Annotated in this window: 16 protein-coding genes and 1 pseudogene; 5 read left to right on the top strand and 12 right to left on the bottom strand. The window is 71.0% G+C overall.

All coding sequences use genetic code 11. The annotated features are described in order from the left end of the window. Positions 1–780 precede the first annotated feature (780 nt). Positions 781–1,779, top strand: coding sequence for a tryptophan--tRNA ligase (gene trpS, locus ACWGI8_RS19565; protein WP_453662479.1), 999 nt, complete (start codon positions 781–783; stop codon positions 1,777–1,779). Here trpS and ACWGI8_RS19570 read toward each other — a convergent pair. Further along, positions 1,746–2,735: a GlxA family transcriptional regulator gene (locus ACWGI8_RS19570; RefSeq protein ID WP_453662480.1), complete on the bottom strand. Its 990-nt coding sequence runs from the start codon at positions 2,733–2,735 to the stop codon at positions 1,746–1,748. The two genes, trpS and ACWGI8_RS19570, sit on opposite strands and share 34 nt — an antisense overlap. An 83-nt stretch (positions 2,736–2,818) precedes the next feature. Between ACWGI8_RS19570 and ACWGI8_RS19575 the strand changes: the two genes are divergently transcribed. Continuing rightward, positions 2,819–3,406, top strand: coding sequence for a cysteine hydrolase family protein (locus ACWGI8_RS19575; protein ID WP_453662482.1), 588 nt, complete (start codon positions 2,819–2,821; stop codon positions 3,404–3,406). A gap of 3 nt (positions 3,407–3,409) precedes the next feature. Here the strand turns inward: ACWGI8_RS19575 and proC are convergent, their stop codons facing one another. The 6 genes and pseudogenes from proC to ACWGI8_RS19605 all read right to left on the bottom strand — a co-directional run bounded on the left by proC (position 3,410) and on the right by ACWGI8_RS19605 (position 7,298). After that, a complete protein-coding gene (gene proC / locus ACWGI8_RS19580; RefSeq protein WP_453662484.1) occupies positions 3,410–4,219 on the bottom strand; it encodes a pyrroline-5-carboxylate reductase in 810 nt (269 codons plus the stop codon). Between the two features lie 115 nt (positions 4,220–4,334). Beyond that, positions 4,335–5,111, bottom strand: a complete 777-nt coding sequence (locus ACWGI8_RS19585; protein WP_453662485.1) for an ABC transporter permease — start codon at positions 5,109–5,111, stop codon at positions 4,335–4,337. Continuing rightward, the gene (locus ACWGI8_RS19590; protein ID WP_453662487.1) at positions 5,108–5,899 is read right to left on the bottom strand and encodes an ABC transporter ATP-binding protein; all 792 of its coding nucleotides are present in this window, start codon (positions 5,897–5,899) and stop codon (positions 5,108–5,110) included. Before ACWGI8_RS19590 ends, ACWGI8_RS19585 begins: the two co-directional genes overlap by 4 nt. Before the next feature lie 121 nt (positions 5,900–6,020). Continuing rightward, a pseudogene (locus ACWGI8_RS19595) lies at positions 6,021–6,158 on the bottom strand (sigma factor); the annotation flags it as partial. A gap of 131 nt (positions 6,159–6,289) precedes the next feature. Further along, the gene (locus tag ACWGI8_RS19600; RefSeq protein WP_453662489.1) at positions 6,290–6,907 is read right to left on the bottom strand and encodes a hypothetical protein; all 618 of its coding nucleotides are present in this window, start codon (positions 6,905–6,907) and stop codon (positions 6,290–6,292) included. A gap of 76 nt (positions 6,908–6,983) precedes the next feature. Beyond that, entirely contained in the window at positions 6,984–7,298 is a 315-nt protein-coding gene (locus ACWGI8_RS19605; RefSeq protein WP_453662491.1) for an SH3 domain-containing protein, read from the bottom strand. A 124-nt stretch (positions 7,299–7,422) separates the two neighbouring features. Between ACWGI8_RS19605 and ACWGI8_RS19610 the strand changes: the two genes are divergently transcribed. Beyond that, entirely contained in the window at positions 7,423–9,666 is a 2,244-nt protein-coding gene (locus tag ACWGI8_RS19610) for a protein kinase domain-containing protein (protein ID WP_453662492.1), read from the top strand. A gap of 180 nt (positions 9,667–9,846) precedes the next feature. On the opposite strand, the gene ilvD is transcribed toward ACWGI8_RS19610, so the two are convergent. The 4 genes from ilvD to ACWGI8_RS19630 all read right to left on the bottom strand — a co-directional run bounded on the left by ilvD (position 9,847) and on the right by ACWGI8_RS19630 (position 14,289). After that, a complete protein-coding gene (gene ilvD / locus ACWGI8_RS19615) occupies positions 9,847–11,697 on the bottom strand; it encodes a dihydroxy-acid dehydratase (RefSeq protein WP_453662493.1) in 1,851 nt (616 codons plus the stop codon). Positions 11,698–11,843: 146 nt separating this feature from the next. Continuing rightward, positions 11,844–12,455 carry a TetR/AcrR family transcriptional regulator gene (locus ACWGI8_RS19620; RefSeq protein WP_453662494.1) on the bottom strand — a complete coding sequence of 204 codons (612 nt, stop codon included), beginning with the start codon at positions 12,453–12,455 and terminating at the stop codon, positions 11,844–11,846. Then, the gene (locus ACWGI8_RS19625; protein WP_453662495.1) at positions 12,452–13,333 is read right to left on the bottom strand and encodes a sugar phosphate isomerase/epimerase family protein; all 882 of its coding nucleotides are present in this window, start codon (positions 13,331–13,333) and stop codon (positions 12,452–12,454) included. Before ACWGI8_RS19625 ends, ACWGI8_RS19620 begins: the two co-directional genes overlap by 4 nt. A gap of 23 nt (positions 13,334–13,356) precedes the next feature. Then, on the bottom strand, positions 13,357–14,289 hold the full coding sequence (locus tag ACWGI8_RS19630; RefSeq protein WP_453662497.1) for a Ppx/GppA phosphatase family protein: 933 nt from the start codon (positions 14,287–14,289) through the stop codon (positions 13,357–13,359). Between the two features lie 40 nt (positions 14,290–14,329). Between ACWGI8_RS19630 and ACWGI8_RS19635 the strand changes: the two genes are divergently transcribed. Next, positions 14,330–15,169: a hypothetical protein gene (locus tag ACWGI8_RS19635; protein ID WP_453662498.1), complete on the top strand. Its 840-nt coding sequence runs from the start codon at positions 14,330–14,332 to the stop codon at positions 15,167–15,169. A 46-nt stretch (positions 15,170–15,215) separates the two neighbouring features. On the opposite strand, the gene ACWGI8_RS19640 is transcribed toward ACWGI8_RS19635, so the two are convergent. Continuing rightward, the gene (locus ACWGI8_RS19640; RefSeq protein WP_453662500.1) at positions 15,216–16,979 is read right to left on the bottom strand and encodes a BACON domain-containing protein; all 1,764 of its coding nucleotides are present in this window, start codon (positions 16,977–16,979) and stop codon (positions 15,216–15,218) included. Positions 16,980–17,199: 220 nt separating this feature from the next. On the opposite strand from ACWGI8_RS19640, the gene radA reads away from it, so the two are divergent. After that, positions 17,200–18,609 carry a DNA repair protein RadA gene (gene radA / locus ACWGI8_RS19645; RefSeq protein WP_453662501.1) on the top strand — a complete coding sequence of 470 codons (1,410 nt, stop codon included), beginning with the start codon at positions 17,200–17,202 and terminating at the stop codon, positions 18,607–18,609. Positions 18,610–18,611: the final 2 nt, after the last annotated feature.

An 18,611-nucleotide genomic window follows, 5' to 3' on the forward strand; every position in this document is an offset into this window, starting at 1 on the left:
GAGGAATGATCCTCTCGGTCCACAGCGTCCTCGCTGTGTTGCCTTCCTGACGGAAGGACTTTCAAAGGAACCTCATCTCCATGACAGAGACGGGGTATCAACATATCTGGCGTTGATTTTTGGCACGCTGTTGAGTTCTCAAGGAACGGACGCTTCCTTCGTACTCACCCTCTCGGGCTTTCCTCCGGGCGCTTCCCTTCGGTGTTTCCAGCTTAGCAGATCCGATTTCCGTTTCTGCCACCCGCTGGAGCGGGCTGCCGGTCCGTTCTTCGCTTTCGCGTTTCCCTTTCCGACGGTTCCGACTCTATCAGATCCTTTCGGGCCTGATTCCCAGTCAGAGGGGGTTGTCTTTCCGGCCGTTCGGCCGTTCCGACGAGTGAGACTTTAGCGGATTCCTCGTCCCCGACGCTAATCGGGCTGCGTTCATTCGAACGCGGATTCCTCATTTCGCAAAAGCGCACGCAAAGCAAGGCGACGGTGTGTCGCTCACTTGGAGTAGGTCTTGCGGAATGGCTGTCCGGGGCCGACCGGAGTCGGTGCTCACGTCGGACAACCCGGAGAACACTACGGATCCGGGTTTCGCATGTCAACCCGAGGCGCGAGGGCGTACTCTCCAGGCATGACTACGCACGCGTGCACCCTTCAGTGGTGGGCCGCCTGACGGCGGCCGGCACACACGCATGCACTCAACGGCCGCCGCCTCGGCGGCCGTTTGCGTTTCTCCCTCCGGGAGCCGGTCGCTGATGGCGGCGGCTCCGGCAGGAGAGGGAGAACAAACGGATGAAGCGGACCTTCAGCGGGGTCAAGCCCACGGGGCATCTGACGCTGGGGAACTACCTCGGGGCCGTGCGGCAGTGGGTCGAGGCTGATCAGCATCAGTCGGACGCCCTGTTCAGCGTCGTGGATCTGCATGCCCTGACCGTGGAGCACGACCCTGCGCGGGTGAGAAGGCTGAGCCGTCAGGCGGCGACGCTGTTGCTGGCGGCCGGGCTGGATCCGGAACGGTGCACCCTTTTCGTTCAGAGCCATGTGGACGAGCACGCCCGGCTCTCGTATCTGCTGGAGTGCGCGGCCACGGACGGCGAGATGCGGCGCATGATCCATTACAAGGAGAAGGCGGCGGGTGCGCGGACGGCCGGTGAGGGTGTGCGGCTGTCGCTGCTGACGTATCCGGTGCTGATGGCGGCGGACATCCTGGCGTACGCGACGGACGAGGTACCGGTCGGGGACGACCAGGCACAGCATGTCGAGCTGACACGGGATCTCTCGGTGCGGTTCAACCAGCGGTACGGGTATGTCTTCACCGTGCCGAAGGCGACGCATCCGCAGGTCGCGGCGAGGGTGATGGATCTGCAGGACCCGGCGTCGAAGATGGGGAAGTCGCACGAGAACGGGGCCGGGATCGTCTATCTGCTCGACGACGCGGACGTGATCCGGCGCAAGATCATGCGGGCTGTGACGGACAGCGGGCAGGACGTCGAGTACGACCGGGAGAGCCGGCCGGGGGTGGCGAATCTGCTGGAGATTCTTTCCGCCTGTGAGAACGGGAACCCGGAGGCCTTGGCCGGTGTATATGAGTCGTACGGCGCGCTGACGAAGGACACGGCCGAGGCGGTGGTGGAGCTGCTGAGGCCGTTGCGGGAGCGGCATGCGGAGCTGGCGGCCGATCCGGCATATGTGGATGAGGTGCTGAGGACGGGGGCCGCTCGGGCCCGGGGGTTGGCCCGTCCTCTGGTGGATCGTGCCTATCGGGCGATCGGGCTGCTTCCGGCCGGCTGACGGAAGGCTGCCCGGTAGTCGCGCGGGCTGGTGGCGAGGTGAGCTGCGAAGTGCTGGCGCATGGTCACCTCGCTGCCGAAGCCCGTGCGGCGTGCGACTTCAGGGATGGGGTGATCGGTCAGTTCGAGGAGTTTCTGGGCAGCTGCGACGCGCTGGGTGATGAGCCAGTGGAGGGGGGTGGTGCCGCTGCCGGCCTGGAAGTGGCGGGCGAAGGAGCGCGGGGACATACCTGCGCGGGCGGCGAGGGACGCGACGGTGTGGGGTTCCGCGAGGTGGGCGAGGGCGTAGTCGCGGACGGCGGCGAGGGTGTCGGCGTCGCGGTCGGCGCGTGGGGTGGGGTGCTCGATGAACTGGGCCTGAGTGCCGGTGCGGAAGGGGGCGGTGACCATCGACCGGGCGATGGTGGCGGCGGCCTCGGCGCCGTGGGTGATGCGGACGAGATGGAGGCAGAGGTCGATGCCGGCGGCCGTACCGGCGGAGGTCCAGATGTTGGCGTCGTGGAGGAAGAGCGCGTCGGGCACGACGGCGACCTGGGGGTGGTGCTCGCGGAGGAGGTGAGTGAGGTTCCAGTGGGTGATCGCGCGACGGCTGTCGAGAAGGCCGGCCTGGGCGAGAGTGAAGGCGCCTCCACAGAGGGCGGCGATCGGGGTGCCTCGGGTGTGCGCACGGCGTAGGGCGTCGAGGACCGGGGGCGGCGCGGGCGTGAGGTGGTCGTCCAGGCCGGGGACGACGACGAGGTCTGCGCGGCTGAGCCAGGCGAGAGTGCGGTCGGGGGTGAGGCTGAGACCGCCGCGCATGGGGACGGGGGTGCGGTCGGTGCCGGTGCGACGGAGTTCGAAGGGGGGTACTCCGCGGTCGGTGCGGTCGACGCCCCAGACCTCGCTGATGACGGAGACGTCGAACGCGCGGATGCCGGGGAAGGAGAGGAGAGCGATGCGCTGAGCTGCTGGTGACACGGTCGCCATGGTGGCAGTAAACCATCGATCGCTGGCTTCTGCTCCTCTGTGAAGGGGGTGCGGGCGGCGACAGCATGGTGGTCATGGAGATCGCAGAGAACGCAGCGCTGGTCGTCGTCGACGTACAGAGGGGGTTCGAGGAGGACAAGTTCTGGGGGCCTCGGAACAATCCGCAGGCGGACGGGAACATCGCCTCGCTGATCGATGTGTGGCAGGCGAGCGGGAGGCCGGTCGTCTTCGTACGGCACGACTCCTCGAAGCCCGAGTCGCCGCTGCGGCCGGGATACGAGGGGAACGACTTCAAGGAGTACGTGGAGCAGAGGAGGGGGAAGGGCAGCGGAGCGGAGCTGCTGGTGACGAAGACCGTGAACTCGGCGTTCTACGGGACACCGGATCTGAGGGCGTGGTTCGAGGCTCAGGGAGTGCGGCAGTTCGTGGTGGCCGGCATCCAGACCAATATGTGTGCGGAGACCACGGCGCGAATGGGCGGGAACCTCGGGTACGACGTGCTGTTCGCGCTGGACGCGACGTACACCTTTGATCTGGCCGGGCCCTTCGGATGGACGCTGGGCGCGGACGAGCTGGCGCGGGCCACCGCCGTGTCGCTGCATGGCGGTGGGTTCGCCGAAGTGGTGTCGACGGAAGAGCTGGTCGCCGCGGCCGCGAAGTGAGCGTCAGCCGTTGCCGGAGGCGAGCTCGCGGCTGCGGTCGCGGGCCGCTTCCAGAGCGGCGATGAGGGCGGCGCGCACCCCGTGGTTCTCGAGCTCGCGGATGGCGCTGATGGTGGTGCCGGCCGGGGAGGTGACGGCTTCGCGGAGCTTGACCGGGTGTTCGCCGGAGTCGCGGAGCATCACGGCGGCTCCGATGGCGGCCTGGACGATGAGGTCGTGGGCTTGGGCGCGGGGCAGGCCGAGGAGGATGCCGGCGTCGGTCATGGCCTCGACGAGGAAGTAGAAGTAGGCCGGGCCGGAGCCGGAGAGCGCGGTGGCGGCGTCCTGCTGGGACTCGGGGACGCGGAGGGTCTTGCCGACTCCGCCGAAGATCTCCTCGGTGTGGGCGAGGTGTTCGGCGGTGGCGTGGCTGCCGCCGGAGATGACGGACATGCCTTCGTCGACGAGGACGGGCGTGTTCGGCATGACACGGACGACGGGGGTGTTGGGCGCGAGACGGTCTTCGATGGTGGAGGTGGTGATACCGGCTGCGGCGCTGATGACGAGACGGTCGGCGGACACGTGGGGGGCGAGTTCGTCGAGGAGCTTGCTCATGTCCTGGGGCTTGACGGCCAGGATGAGGGTGTCGGCGCGCTTGGCGGCGTCGGCGTTCGTGACGGCTTCGACGCCGTAGCGGGTGCGGAGCTCATCGGCGCGTTCGGCGCGGCGTGCGGTGACCAGAAGGGCGGAGGCGGGCCAGCCGGCCCGGATCATGCCACTGAGCAGGGCCTCGCCGATCTTGCCGGTGCCGAGGACTGCGACTGTCTGGGTCATGCGGGGTCACCTCGCCGATGGGGATGTGCTCATTGCCGTACGTGGATGAGTGATCCATGTACGGCAACATCCTCGCACCGGTGAGGTGGAAGTGCCGGAGGTGTCCGAGGGGCGGTCACGCGGTGCGGCGGCGGAGGGTGGCCGCGCCGAGGGTGAGGACGAGGAGGGCGCAGGCGGCGACGACGAGGGCGTCGCGGATGAAGTTGGCGGTGACGTCGGTGTGCCGGAGCACTTCGTTCATGCCGTCGACGGCGTACGACATGGGCAGGACGTTCGAGATGCCTTCGAGGACGGGCTGCATGTTGTCGCGTGCGGTGAACAGTCCGCAGAGCAGCAGCTGGGGGAAGATCACCGCGGGCATGAACTGGACCGCCTGGAACTCGGAGGCGGCGAAGGCGGAGACGAAGAGGCCGAGGGCCGTGCCGAGCAGGGCGTCCAGCAGTGCGACGAGGAGCAGCAGCCAGGGTGAGCCGATGACGTCCAGGCCGAGGAACCACAGGGCGAGGCCGGTGGCGAGGGTGGACTGGATGATGGCGAGCAGGCCGAAGGCCACGGCGTAGCCGGCGATCAGGTCGCCCTTGCCCAGCGGCATGGCGAGGAGGCGTTCGAGGGTGCCGGAGGTGCGTTCGCGGAGGGTGGCGATCGAGGTGATCAGGAACATCGTGATCAGCGGGAAGATACCGAGCAGCGATGCGCCGATCGCGTCGAAGGTCCGGGCGCTGCCGTCGAAGACGTAGCGCAGCAGGAAGAGCATCACGCACGGCACCAGGAGCATCAGGGCGATCGAGCGCGGGTCGTGGCGCAGTTGGCGCAGGACGCGGGCGGCGGTGGCGAGAGTGCGGGCGGCGGAGATGGCGGGCGCGGCGGCGGGCGCGGCCGGGTGGGCGTTCATCGTGCGCTCTCCTGAAGGGCGTTGGCCGTGTCGACGAGGTGGAGGAAGGCGCCTTCGACGGTGGCGGTGTCGTTGCGGTGCCGCAGGGCGTCGGGGGTGTCGTCGGCGAGGAGTTCGCCCTCGCGCAGGAGCAGCAGGCGGTGGCAGCGCTCGGCCTCGTCCATGACGTGCGAGGAGACGAGGATCGTGGTGCCCCGGTCCGCGGCGATGCGGTGGAAGAGGTCCCACAGGTCGCGACGGAGGACCGGGTCGAGGCCGACGGTGGGTTCGTCGAGGACGAGCAGTTCGGGGGTGCCGATCAGGGCTACGGCGAGGGAGACGCGGCTGCGCTGGCCGCCGGAGAGCCGGCCTGCGAGGACGTGGGCGTGGTCGGCGAGGTCGACGTCGGCGATGGCCTGGGTGACGTGCCCGCGGCGGCGCTCGGCTGCGGCGCGGCCGGGGTCGAGGATGGCCGCGAAGTAATCGAGGTTCTGACGGACAGTCAGATCGTCGTAGACGGAGGGAGCTTGGGTGACATAGCCGATCCGGGAGCGGAGGGAGGCGTCGCCCGCCGGACGGCCGAGGACGTCGAGGGTGCCGGTGACTTTGGCCTGTGTGCCGACGACGGCCCGCATCAGGGTGGATTTCCCGCAGCCGGACGGGCCGAGGAGGCCGGTGATCTGACCGGGTGGGACGTCGAAGTCGAGGGCTCGCAGGACGGTGCGGGGACCGCGGACGACGGTGAGCGCGCGGGCGTGGATGGCGGGGTGGCCGGCGCGCTCGGAGCCCCCGGGATCATTATTCATCATGCGATGAATAATGATCCCGGGGGAATGGAGCGTCAAGCCTGTGAGAAGGAGCGGGTGGACACAACCACCCGCCGGCCCGCACCCGCTCATGCTCCGCAAGTCACGACATGCCCGGCGTCAGGGGGCAGTCCTGCTGGCGCAGCCACGCCTCCTGTACGGCGTCGTCGGCGTCCACGACCGAGCCGGTGATGCGGTACGCGATGCCCCACAGCCGGTCGCGCTGCTGCTCACTCCGCCTCGTGGAGGCCTGCGAAGGCACGCGAAGGCACGCGAAGGCCGTGGTCACCGATGAAGGCAGCCTGAGGTGGCCGCTGGAGGCCGATCCGGTCAGGCGGAGGCCGGCGGGACCGGTGGAGACGGGCGGACGCTGGCGGAGACGGGCGGGGCCGGCTACCGGCGCTTCGGCTTCTTACGGGCCGCCGACCGCGCCGCCGGATTGCCCGCGCGCGTGGTGCGGCGCTTCTCGTACTGGGCGACGGCCGTCTCGTACTCCGTGCGCCGGAGCTTCTCGCCCGGGGCCTCGATGAGCGAACGGACGAAGTACGCGAGCAGCAGACCGATGAAACCGATCGCCTTGAGGCTGCGCAGGGACTCGTCGCGGGCGGGGTCCGCGGAGCGGCGTGTGAAGCCCTCCCAGGCCTTGCGGAAGGCGATGGCACTGCAGATCGCGAACATGACGACCACGAGCGTGTTGACGAAGCCGCCGACCTCGGCGGTCTCCAGGCCCTGGTACGCGATCCGGAGGACCAGACACCCGGCGGCGGCCGCAGCGAGCGAACCGGCGGCCACGGCGGCACGGCGCAGCGCGTAGCCGCCGTCGTGGTCGACCCAGGTGGTGCCGAAGAACCGGATCGGCTCGGGTTGCGGGCCGGTACGGGCGGCACCGGCCTCACTGCCGTTGCCGGTCCCACCACCGGCGCCGGTGCCGGCCGGGGTGCCCGCAGGGGTGCCGGCCGGGGTCCCGGTGCCGCCGTTCCCCTTCGGGGTGGCCTTCTCGTTCTCGCTCACAGGGTCGATTATCCCCGGCATCCCTCGCGTCCCCCGCGCGGGACCAGAGCCGTCGGGAACTCGGGGGCTCGGGAGCTCAGGAGCACTGCGGCGCGACATAGCCGTCGCTGCCCGTGTTCACGTATGCGTCCGAGACGTACTCGCCGTCGGCGATGTTGTCCCACAGGGCGGTCGTGCCGTACGGGCCGGAGATCCGCTCACCGGGCTTCTGGCAGTAGACCGGCACCCTGACGTTGTACGGCAGGGTGCGGATCAGCCGGAACTGTCGCCCCGGGCCCGACCGGACGTTGACCCGGTAGCCGGGCGCGATCGGATACCGGACGACGTCCGCGGCGGCTTCGGCCCGGACGGCGTCGGCAGCGGCACTCTCATTGATCTCTTCAACGGCCATGTGGCCCTCCCCCGTTGCTGTTCACTCTCTGCGACGCGCAGGCTAGCAAGCCCCGTCCGCATTGAACGAACCATCGACTAGGCTCCGTGAGTCGCGCTTGCGGACGAACACACGGGGGTGGACGATGCCGCCGCTGCGAGAGAGCGGGCCCGGCCCGGAAGCGGAACAGCCTGGATACGCGGGGCGGTACCGTCTTGAGGCGTGCCTGGGGGCCGGCGGCATGGGGGTCGTGCACCTCGCACGCTCGGCCTCCGGTCTGCGCCTCGCGGTCAAGATCGTGCATGAACAGTACGCGGCGGACCCGGAGTTCAGGGCCAGATTCCGGCAGGAGGTCGCGGCCGCACGCCGGGTGAGCGGGGCCTTCACCGCATCCGTCGTGGATGCCGATCCGGACGCCGAACGCCCCTGGATGGCGACCCTCTACGTCCCCGGGCCCACGCTCGCCGACCAGGTGAAGCGGAGCGGTCCCATGGCCCCCGCCGAGCTGCGCAGGCTCACGGCCGGGCTGGCCGAGGCGCTGCGCGACATCCACCGCGCCGGGGTCGTCCACCGGGACCTCAAGCCCAGCAACGTCCTCCTCACCGATACCGGTCCGAAGGTCATCGACTTCGGGATCTCCCGGCCGTTCGACAGCGATCTGCGTACGGAGACGGGGAAGTTGATCGGCTCGCCGCCCTTCATGGCGCCCGAGCAGTTCCAGCGACCGCGCGAGGTGGGGCCCGCGGCCGATGTGTTCGCGCTGGGATCGGTGCTGGTGCACGCGGCAACGGGGAGCGGGCCCTTCGACTCGGACAGCCCGTACATCGTGGCGTACCAAGTGGTCCACGACGAGGCGGACCTGGCCGGCGTACCCGCCGAACTCGCGCCGCTGATCAGCCGGTGTCTGGCCAAGGAACCCGCGGAGCGGCCCACTCCGGACGAAATCATGGCGGAGCTGCGCCCTCCGTCGTACGAGGCCGCGGCCTTCATACCCGCTCAGCGGCGGCCGAGCGGTGCGCAGCCCCCGTCGGCCGAGGAGCCGGACGCCACCGACAGCTCCGGCGGCCCGTCGCCCGCCTCGCGAACTCGCATACGGAGCATGCGGAGCACGGGGAGCACCCGTAGTACGGAAACCACGGGAAGCACGGGAAGCACGCGGCGTACGCGGACACGCAGGCGTCTGCTGTCGGCGGGCACCGCGCTGCTGCTTCTCGCCGCCGGTGGCGCGCTCGCGGTACGGGAGTACAGCGGCACGGACGCACCTGCCAGCGCGCGCTCCCGCGCGGGTGCGGCCAAGGAGTTCACCCCGTGGGAGACGAGCCTGCGTGCCTCGGGTGATTCCGCCTCCGCAGCCGCCCCCGCCTGCGGCTTCGCGGACGGGTCGCTCTACTGCTCCGTGCGCGGTGTCGGGGCGGCGCGGCTCGATCCCGCCGACGGCCGGGTGATCTGGTCGGTCACGGCGCCCGTGGAAAAGACCACGGAGGGCGATGCCTCCGTCCCTGCCGTCTCCGGCGGGCTGGTGCACACCACCGCGGCCACGGCACGGACGGCGAAGATCCAGACGTACGGTCCGGCCGCCGGCTCACCCGGCTGGAGCGCGGACGTCTCCGCCTTCCTCGGTGGCGTCGGTTACGCGGGCGACACCGTCCTCCTCGTCTCGCCGGCCGGCACGATGAAGGCTCTGGACGGGGCCACGGGGAAGACACGCTGGCGCCACGCCCTGCCCGGGCACCACCGTCCGGACTTCGGTCCCTACAGCGCGGCGACCGGCCTTCTCCATGTGTTCGAGAACGGCCCGGACGGCGCCACCACCCTGGTCACCGCGGTGAACCCGCGCAGCGGCGACGTGGCATGGCAGCGCAGGCTCGACGGGAACCTCACCCCGGCCGCGACCGCCGACGGCACGCTCTTCCTCACCTCGACGGACCGGAACACCCAGACCGACGCGATCGTCCGCTACGACCCCCGGAAGCGGACCGCGCACCGTGTGAAGCTGCCGTTCCCCCTCGCGGAGCCGAAGCTCGCCGTACGGGGAGACATCGCCTACCTGCTGGCGAGGGGCGGCACACTGCTGGCCGTCGACACCCGTCGTACGACCGCCGCGCAGAGCGTCGAACTGTGGCGCCTGGAAACGGCGGCGGGACGCGCCTCCCACCCCGCTCTCGCCGGGGACGACCGGCTGTACTTCTCCGCCGCCGACGGACGGCTCTTCGCCGTCGACACACAGCGCGGCGTCGTCCTCGGCCAGACCCGCGCCCGGTTGCACGGCGGCAGACTCGGCTTCGCGGGCGCGCTGCCCGCGCCCGTCGCGGCCGAGGGCAAGGTCTTCGCGACCGCCCCGGACGGCTCGGTCTTCGCCGTGGACTCGGCGGATCCGGCACGCTGGTGAGCCGGGGCAGGCAGGGCGAAGCCCCGGCGGGACCTCCCACCGGGGCTTCGTACGACTGAGAACTCGGCTGGGACGCTTCGTACGACCGAGAACTCGACCGAGAACTCGACCGAGACACTTCGTACGACCGAGAACTCGACCGACACGCCGTCCGACTGACAGGGCTCGGCCCGATCGGGCTCAGCCCAGCTTCGACACGTCCCGCACCGCGCCCTTGTCCGCGCTCGTCGCCATCGCCGCGTAGGCACGCAACGCCGCCGAGACCTTGCGCTCGCGGTTCTTGGGGGCGTAGACGCCGCCCAGGGCCTCACGTCGGGCTCCCAGCGTGGCATCGTCGACGAGGAGTTCGATCGAGCGGCCCGGGATGTCGATACGGATGAGGTCGCCGTCCTCGACGAGGGCGATCGTGCCGCCGGACGCGGCCTCCGGGGAGGCGTGGCCGATGGACAGGCCCGACGTACCACCGGAGAAGCGGCCGTCGGTGACGAGGGCGCAGGCCTTGCCGAGGCCGCGGCCCTTCAGGAAGGAGGTCGGGTAGAGCATCTCCTGCATGCCGGGGCCGCCGCGCGGGCCCTCGTAGCGGATGACGACCACGTCGCCTTCCTTGACGACCTTGGAAAGGATCTTGTCGACGGCCTCGTCCTGCGATTCGCAGACGACGGCCGGGCCCTCGAAGGTCCAGATCGACTCGTCGACACCGGCGGTCTTCACGACACAGCCGTCCTCGGCGATGTTGCCCCTGAGGACGGCCAGGCCGCCGTCCTTGGAGTAGGCGTGCTCGACGGAGCGGATGCAGCCGCCCTCGGCGTCGACGTCCAGGGAATCCCACCGCTCGGACTGGGAGAAGGCGGTCGCGGAGCGGACGCAGCCGGGGGCCGCGTGCCACAGTTCGACGGCCTCGACGGACGGGGAGCCGCCGCGGACGTCCCAGGTCTTGAGCCACTCGGCGAGGGACGCCGAGTGGACGGTGTGGACGTCCTCGTTCAGCAGCCCGCCGCGGTACAGCTCGCCGAGGATGGCGGGGATGCCACCGGCCCGGTGGACGTCCTCCATGTAGTACGTGCCGCCGGGGGCGACGTTCGGCGCGACCTTGGCCAGGCAGGGGACGCGGCGCGAGACGGCGTCGATGTCGGTCAGGTCGTAGTCGAGCTCGGCCTCCTGGGCGGCGGCCAGCAGGTGGAGGATCGTGTTGGTCGAGCCGCCCATGGCGATGTCGAGGGCCATCGCGTTCTCGAACGCCTCGCGGGTGGCGATGTTGCGCGGCAGGACGGACTCGTCGCCCTGCTCGTAGTAGCGCTTGGTGATCTCGACGACCGTACGGCCCGCGTTCTCGTACAGGGCCTTGCGGGCGGTGTGGGTGGCGAGGACCGAGCCGTTGCCCGGCAGGGAGAGGCCGATGGCCTCGGTGAGGCAGTTCATCGAGTTGGCGGTGAACATGCCGGAACAGGAGCCGCAGGTCGGGCAGGCGTTCTCCTCGATACGGAGGACGTCCTCGTCCGACACGTTCTCGTTGACCGCGTCGACGATGGCGTTGATCAGGTCGAGCTTGCGGACCGTGCCGTCCACGAGGGTCGCCTGGCCGGCCTCCATCGGGCCGCCGGAGACGAAGACCGCGGGGATGTTGAGGCGCATCGCGGCCATCAGCATGCCGGGGGTGATCTTGTCGCAGTTGGAGATGCAGATCAGGGCGTCGGCGCAGTGCGCCTCGACCATGTACTCGACGGAGTCCGCGATCAGGTCCCGGGAGGGCAGCGAGTACAGCATGCCGCCGTGGCCCATGGCGATGCCGTCGTCGACGGCGATCGTGTTGAACTCGCGGGGCACCGCGCCCGCCGCCAGGATCGCGTCGGAGACGATCCGGCCGACCGGGGCGAGGTGCGTGTGGCCGGGCACGAACTCGGTGAAGGAGTTGGCGACCGCGATGATCGGCTTGCCGATGTCCGCGCCCGCTACGCCCGAGGCCCGCATAAGGGCGCGGGCGCCCGCCATATTGCGGCCGTGGGTGACTGTGCGGGACCTCAGCTCGGGCATCGTCGCTCGCTCCTTCAGACAGTTCTGGCTGCTCTCGAGCGTACGCCGATGCTCCAAGATCTGGACGTCTTGTCCGGAATACGGGACGGAGGTCCGCGTTTCGGGCAGCCACCCGGCCGGCCGGGAGCCCTCGTACGCGCGGACGCTCAGGCCTCCGTCAGGTACCTCTGCAGCGTCGGCGCGACCAGCGCGATGATCTCCTCCGGGTCCGCCGAGGCCAGCGGCTCCACCTGGATCACGTACCGCAGGATCGCGATGCCGATCATGTGCGAGGCGGCCAGCTCGGCGCGGAACTTCGGGTTCGGTACGTCGAGGTCCGCCGCCACCCGCTCCAGCAGCCGTCTGAGTACGAAGCCGCGCAGCACCTTCGCCGCCGCCTCGTGCGTGAGCGCCGAGCGGATGATCGCCAGCAGCGGGGCCCGGGTCACCGGGTTCTCCCAGACGCCGATGAAGTAGCGGGCCAGCCTTTCGCCGAGGCCTTCCGTGCCCTGGTCCAGGACCGCCGGGATGACGAGCGCGGGCTCGAAGGACAGCTCGATGGCGGCCGCGAAGACCTCGTCCTTCGTACCGAAGTAGTGGTGGACGAGGGCCGGGTCGACGCCTGCCGCCTTGGCGATGCCGCGCACCGACGTCTTGTCGTAACCGCGCTCGGCGAACTCGGTACGGGCCGCCAGGAGGATGCGCTCGCGGGCGCCGGGCCCGGTGTCCGCCTCCGCGCGGGCGGGCCGGCCGCGCCGCCGGGGCGCCGCGCCGGTCATGATCCGCCCGCGGCACCGGTGACGCCGCCCGCCGCACCGGCGGTGCCCCGGGGTGCTTCCTGCGAAGCCGCGCTCGCCGACGCCAGATGCAGTCGGGTGAAGGCCAGCGCCTCCGCCAGGTCGGCCTCCCGCTCCGCCGCGGACATCGCCCGGCGCGTGTTGACCTCGATGACCACATGGCCGTCGAAGCCGGTGCGGGCGAGGTGCTCCAGCAACTCGGCGCACGGCTGGTCGCCGCGCCCCGGCACCAGGTGCTCGTCCTTCGCCGAGCCCTTGCCGTCCGCGAGATGGACGTGTCCGAGCCGGTCGCCCATGCGGTCGACCATGGCCAGGGTGTCCGTGCGGGACGTGGCCGTGTGCGAGAGGTCGATCGTGAAGTGCCGGTAGTCCTCTTTGGTGACGTCCCAGTCGGGGGCGTACGCGAGCATCTCGCGGTCGCGGTAGCGCCATGGGTACATGTTTTCGACGGCGAAGCGCACATCCGTTTCGTTCGCCATCCGCCAGATGCCGGAGACGAAGTCGCGGGCGTACTGCCGCTGCCAGCGGAACGGCGGATGGACGACGACGGTCGACGCGCCGAGCTTCTCGGCGGCCGCCTGGGCGCGCTGCAGCTTCACCCACGGGTCGGTGGACCAGACCCGCTGCGTGATCAGCAGACACGGCGCGTGGACGGCCAGGATCGGCACCTGGTGGTAGTCGGAGAGCCGGCGCAGCGCCTCGATGTCCTGGCTGACCGGGTCGGTCCAGACCATGACCTCGATGCCGTCGTACCCGAGGCGCGCGGCAACCTCGAATGCCGTCGCCGTCGACTCCGGATAGACGGAAGCCGTCGACAGGGCGACCTTCGCATCCGGGATGCGCACCACTGGTTCTGCCACGAGGGACAGATTACGGTCCCGCATCAGGGGGTGGGGAGGTGGTCCAGGCGTCGCAGGATCACGCCCTCGCGCAGCGCCCACGGACAGATCTCCAGCGTCTCGACGCCGAACAGGTCCATCGCACCCTCCGCGACCAGGGCTCCCGCCAGCAACTGGGCGGCGCGGCCCTCGGAGACACCCGGCAGCGTGACGCGCTGGGCGGCGGTCATGCCGGCGAGCTTGGGGACCCACTCCACCAGTGACGTATGACTGAGCTCACGTTGTGTGTACAGGCCCTCGGCGGAGCGCGCGGCGCCCGCGATACGGGCGAGCTGCTTGAAGGTCTTGGACGTGGCGACGATGTGGTCCGGGCGTCCGAAGCGGCTGAACTCGCCGACCGTACGGGCGATGCTGGTGCGCACATGGCGGCGCAGTGCCCGCACGTCCTCGGCGGCGGGCGGGTCGCCCGGCAGCATCGCCGCGGTGAGCCGGCCGGCGCCGAGGGGCAGGCTGACGGCGATGTCCGGCTCCTCGTCGATGCCGATCGCGATCTCCAGCGAGCCGCCGCCGATGTCCAGGACCAGCAGTTTCCCGGACGACCAGCCGAACCAGCGGCGGGCCGCCAGAAAGGTGAGCCGGGCCTCCTCCTCGCCGGTGAGGACCTGCAGGTCGATGCCGGTCACGGTCCTGACCCGGTCCAGTACGTCGTCGGCGTTGGTGGCCTCGCGGACCGCGGACGTCGCGAACGGGAGTACGTCCTCGCAGCCCTTGTCCTCGGCGGCCTGCAGGGCGTCGTCGAGGGTGGCGAGGAGCCGGTCGACGCCCTCGGGGCCGATCGCTCCGTCCCCGTCGAGAAGTTCGGCGAGGCGCAGCTCCGCCTTGTGGGAATGGGCGGGCAGCGGCCGTGCTCCGGGGTGTGCGTCCACCACCAGCAGGTGCACCGTGTTCGAACCGACGTCGAGGACTCCGAGTCTCATGTACGGAACGCTACTGCGGCCGCACGCATACCCTTGACTCGTGCCAAAGACGAAAAAGGCGAAGCCGGACAAAGCAAAGTCGAAGAAGTCCGCGAACAGCTCTCCCCGCTCTCCGCGCTCCCCGCGCGTCGAGCCGGACGAGAAGGGACTGGACTTTCCGCGTGCCTGGGTCGAGTTCCCCGACCCCGCCGACGACGAACAGGTCTTCCGCTGTGATCTGACCTGGCTGACCTCGCGCTGGACGTGCATCTTCGGGAGCGGCTGCCAGGGCATCCAGGCGGGCCGCGCCGACGACGGCTGCTGCACGCTCGGGGCGCACTTCTCCGACGAGGACGACGAGAAGCGGGTCGCCGGTCATGTGGCCCGGCTCACGCCGGAGCTGTGGCAGTTCCATGACGTCGGTACGGATACGGGCTGGGTCGAGCTCGACGAGGACGGGGACCGCCAGACGCGCCGCTGGGAGGGCTCCTGCATCTTCCAGAACCGCCCCGGGTTCGCGGGCGGTGCGGGCTGCTCGCTGCACATCCTGGCGCTGAAGGAGGGCCGCGAGCCGCTGGAGACCAAGCCCGACGTGTGCTGGCAGCTGCCGGTGCGCCGGACCTACGAGTGGATCGACCGGCCCGACGACACGCGCGTGCTCCAGGTCTCGATCGGCGAGTACGACCGCAGGGGCTGGGGCCCGGGCGGCCATGACCTCCACTGGTGGTGCACATCGGCGACCTCGGCCCATGGCGCGGGCGAGCCGGTCTACGTGACCTACCGCCCCGAGCTGACGGAGCTGATGGGCAAGGCGGCGTACGAGGTGCTGGTGGAGCTGTGCCAGGCACGTCTGGCGTCGCAGCTTCCGCTGGTGGCACCGCACCCGGCGGATCCGGACTAGGCGCTGTCCGGGCCCGCCGACGGGCCCGGACGAGAGAAACGCTTCGTCAGCCGGAGGGCGCGGGATCCTCGCTCGCGGGCGGGGAGGCCGGGTCCGTAGGGGACTGCGGCGGCTGTGACGAAGGGGGCTCTGACGAAGGCGGCGGCTCCGTCGCGGGCGGAGGCTCGGAAGACGGCGGGGGCTCCGACGGGGGCTCGGAAGACGGCGGGGGCTCGGACGGGGGCTCGGAGGACGGCGGGGGCTCGGACGGAACCGAGCCGCGGCCGTCGATCCTGAGCACCGTCCCCGCGGGATCGACGCCGACGCGGGCGGTCCATGGGCCTGCCGGTTCCGTTGCGTGGTCCACAGAGATGTGGACCGTGACGGACTCGCCGGGGCTGAGCGTGCCGGAGGTGCGGCTGGCGTGCAGCCAGGGGGCGTCCGTCCACAGGGACCAGGTGACGGGGGCGCCGCCGGAGGCCCTGAGAGTGATCATCGTGGTGTCACCGGAGGGCTGCGCCTCGACCGTGAGCCGGCCGGGGCCCTGGCCCGGTGCCTGTCCCAGAGCCGACGGCGCTCCGGGCGGCAGGCCGGCGCTGACGACCTCGACGGAGATCCCCGCCGCCTCGGCGCGAGGGAGGCCGCCGACGGTGAAGCGGGAGCCGGGCTCCTCGCGCGCGTTCCCCGCGTTCTCGTAGTGGCCGTACGGGTCGCCGTCCAGGCCCCGGGGCTCGTCCGCCTCGCTCGCGGAGAACAAGGAGCCTTCGTGGGCCTCGCCGGTCAGGGGAGCGCCCCGGTACGCCGCCCAGAGTGCGAGGACAGGCGCGGCGACGACCGTCGCGACGACGGTCGTGGTGACCGCGCCGGCGCGCAGCCGGTTGCGCCGGGCCACGTGGTCCTTGGGGTCCAGGGGGAAGCCGTCGCGCCCGAAGCGCGGCGCCGCCGCGCGGGCCCGCGGGACGTGCAGCATCGCCACGTACGCCTCGGCGCGCGGCGCGGCCACCAGAGGAAGCGTCGCCGGGGTGACGGTCGAGCCCGGCCAGGGGCCCGCGGCACCCGCACGCTCGGCGGCGCGGCGGCAGCGCGGACAGTCGTCGACATGGCGGACGAGCTCGCGCCGGAGCGTCGCGGAGAGCAGCACCTGGTGGTCGCCGGTGAGCCGGGCAACGGACGGACAGTTGCCGGTCTCGACGACGGCGAGCGCCGCGCGGGTGCGCTCCACCTCGCAGGCGGCGGAGGCGAGCAGCTCGCGGGCGGCAACGGGCCCCATGCCGAGGACGGCGGCGACCTCGCCCGCGCCGAGCTGGTGCCGTACGGCGAGCTCCAGCGCCTCGCGCTGCTCGGGGGTGGTGCCGGCGGCCTCCGGCCAGGCCAGCTCGGCGAGTTCGGCACGGTGACGTTCGGCGGACTCGGCGGCCTCGGCGGCCTCGGCGGACTCGGCGGACTCGGCGGGCTTCAGGGGAGCGGCCTCCTCCGACAGGGCGGCGGACCGGCCGGTGTGCGCCCCCGGCCGCTGCCGCTTGCGGCGCCGCTGCTCGCTGAGGGCGCGCAGACAGGCCCACCGGGCGAGCGCGTACAGCCAGGCCTTCCGCTCGGCCTCCCCGTCGGGACATCGGCCGTAGTGCCGCTCCGAGATGGCGAGGACCTCACCCAGCACGACCGTGGCGGCCGCATGGTCGCAGAGCACGGAGAGGCAGTACGTGAAGAGCCCGTCCAGGTGGGCCTCGTACCGCGCGGGCGGCGTCCGCCCGTGGGCCGGCCCAGGCGCTCGGCGTTTCGTCCGGTGTGCGCCGGTGGTGTGTGCGGGGGGCTCCAGCATGCTGCTCGTCACCCGGCGACCGTAGGCAGTGGAAGGCACACCCTTCGCGCCGCTTGAGCACATTTAATCCTTACGGGTGAACGTATCCCTCAAAAGAGGACAGGAGCATTTGCTTCAACGCGGGTGATTGTGGTTGTCGCCCGGGGCGTATGCACCGTGAATGTGCGCGCGTCACTGGGCGTACTCCCGGTTCCGTGCCGCGTTGTCAGTGGGTCCCGCTACGGTTTCCCGCATGGCTGCCCGTACGAAATCCGCGAAGGACCGGCCGTCCTACCGATGCACCGAATGCGGCTGGACGACCGCCAAGTGGCTCGGCCGCTGCCCCGAGTGCCAGGCCTGGGGCACGGTCGAGGAGTACGGCGCACCCGCGGTCCGCACCACCGCCGTCGGCCGGGTCACCAACGCCGCAGTGCCCATCGGTCAGGTCGACGGCCGGCAGGCGACCGCCCGCACCACCGGCGTCGACGAGCTGGACCGGGTCCTCGGCGGCGGCCTCGTGCCGGGCGCCGTCGTGCTGCTCGCGGGCGAGCCGGGCGTCGGCAAGTCCACGCTGCTGCTCGACGTCGCGGCGAAGGCGGCGAGCGACGACCACCGCACGCTGTACGTCACGGGCGAGGAGTCCGCGAGCCAGGTCCGCCTCCGCGCGGACCGGATCAACGCGCTGAACGACCATCTGTATCTCGCCGCCGAGACCGACCTCTCCGCCGTCCTCGGTCACCTCGACGCGGTCAAGCCCTCGCTGCTCGTCCTCGACTCCGTCCAGACGGTGGCCTCCCCCGAGATCGACGGGGCGCCGGGCGGTATGGCCCAGGTCCGTGAGGTCGCGGGTGCGCTGATCCGCGCTTCCAAGGAGCGGGGCATGTCCACGCTGCTGGTGGGCCACGTCACCAAGGACGGCGCGATCGCGGGCCCGCGACTGCTGGAGCACCTCGTCGATGTCGTGCTGCACTTCGAGGGCGACCGGCATGCCCGGCTGCGCCTCGTACGGGGCGTCAAGAACCGCTACGGAGCGACGGACGAGGTCGGCTGCTTCGAGCTGCACGACGAGGGCATCACCGGCCTCGCGGACCCCAGCGGGCTGTTCCTCACCCGGCGCGACGAGCCCGTGCCGGGCACCTGCCTCACGGTGACACTGGAGGGCCGCCGCCCGCTCGTCGCCGAAGTGCAGGCGCTGACCGTCGACTCGCAGATCCCGTCGCCCCGGCGCACGACCTCCGGTCTGGAGACGTCCCGGGTGTCGATGATGCTGGCCGTACTGGAGCAGCGGGGCCGGATCAGCGCTCTGGGCAAAAGGGACATCTACAGCGCGACAGTCGGTGGCGTGAAGCTCTCCGAGCCTGCCGCGGACCTCGCGATCGCCCTCGCGCTGGCCTCCGCGGCCAGTGACACCCCGCTGCCGAAGAACCTGGTGGCGATCGGCGAGGTGGGTCTCGCGGGCGAGGTGAGACGGGTCACGGGCGTCCAGCGCCGGCTGGCCGAGGCCCACCGTCTCGGCTTCACCCACGCCCTGGTCCCGTCCGACCCGGGCAAGGTCCCGCCCGGCATGAAGGTCACGGAAGTCGCCGACATGGGGGACGCACTCAGGGTGCTCCCGCACGGGCGCAGGGCAAAGGCCCCACGGGGCGAGGAGGTCCGCCCGTGAAC

This window comes from Streptomyces sp. NPDC054841, from assembly GCF_053611045.1.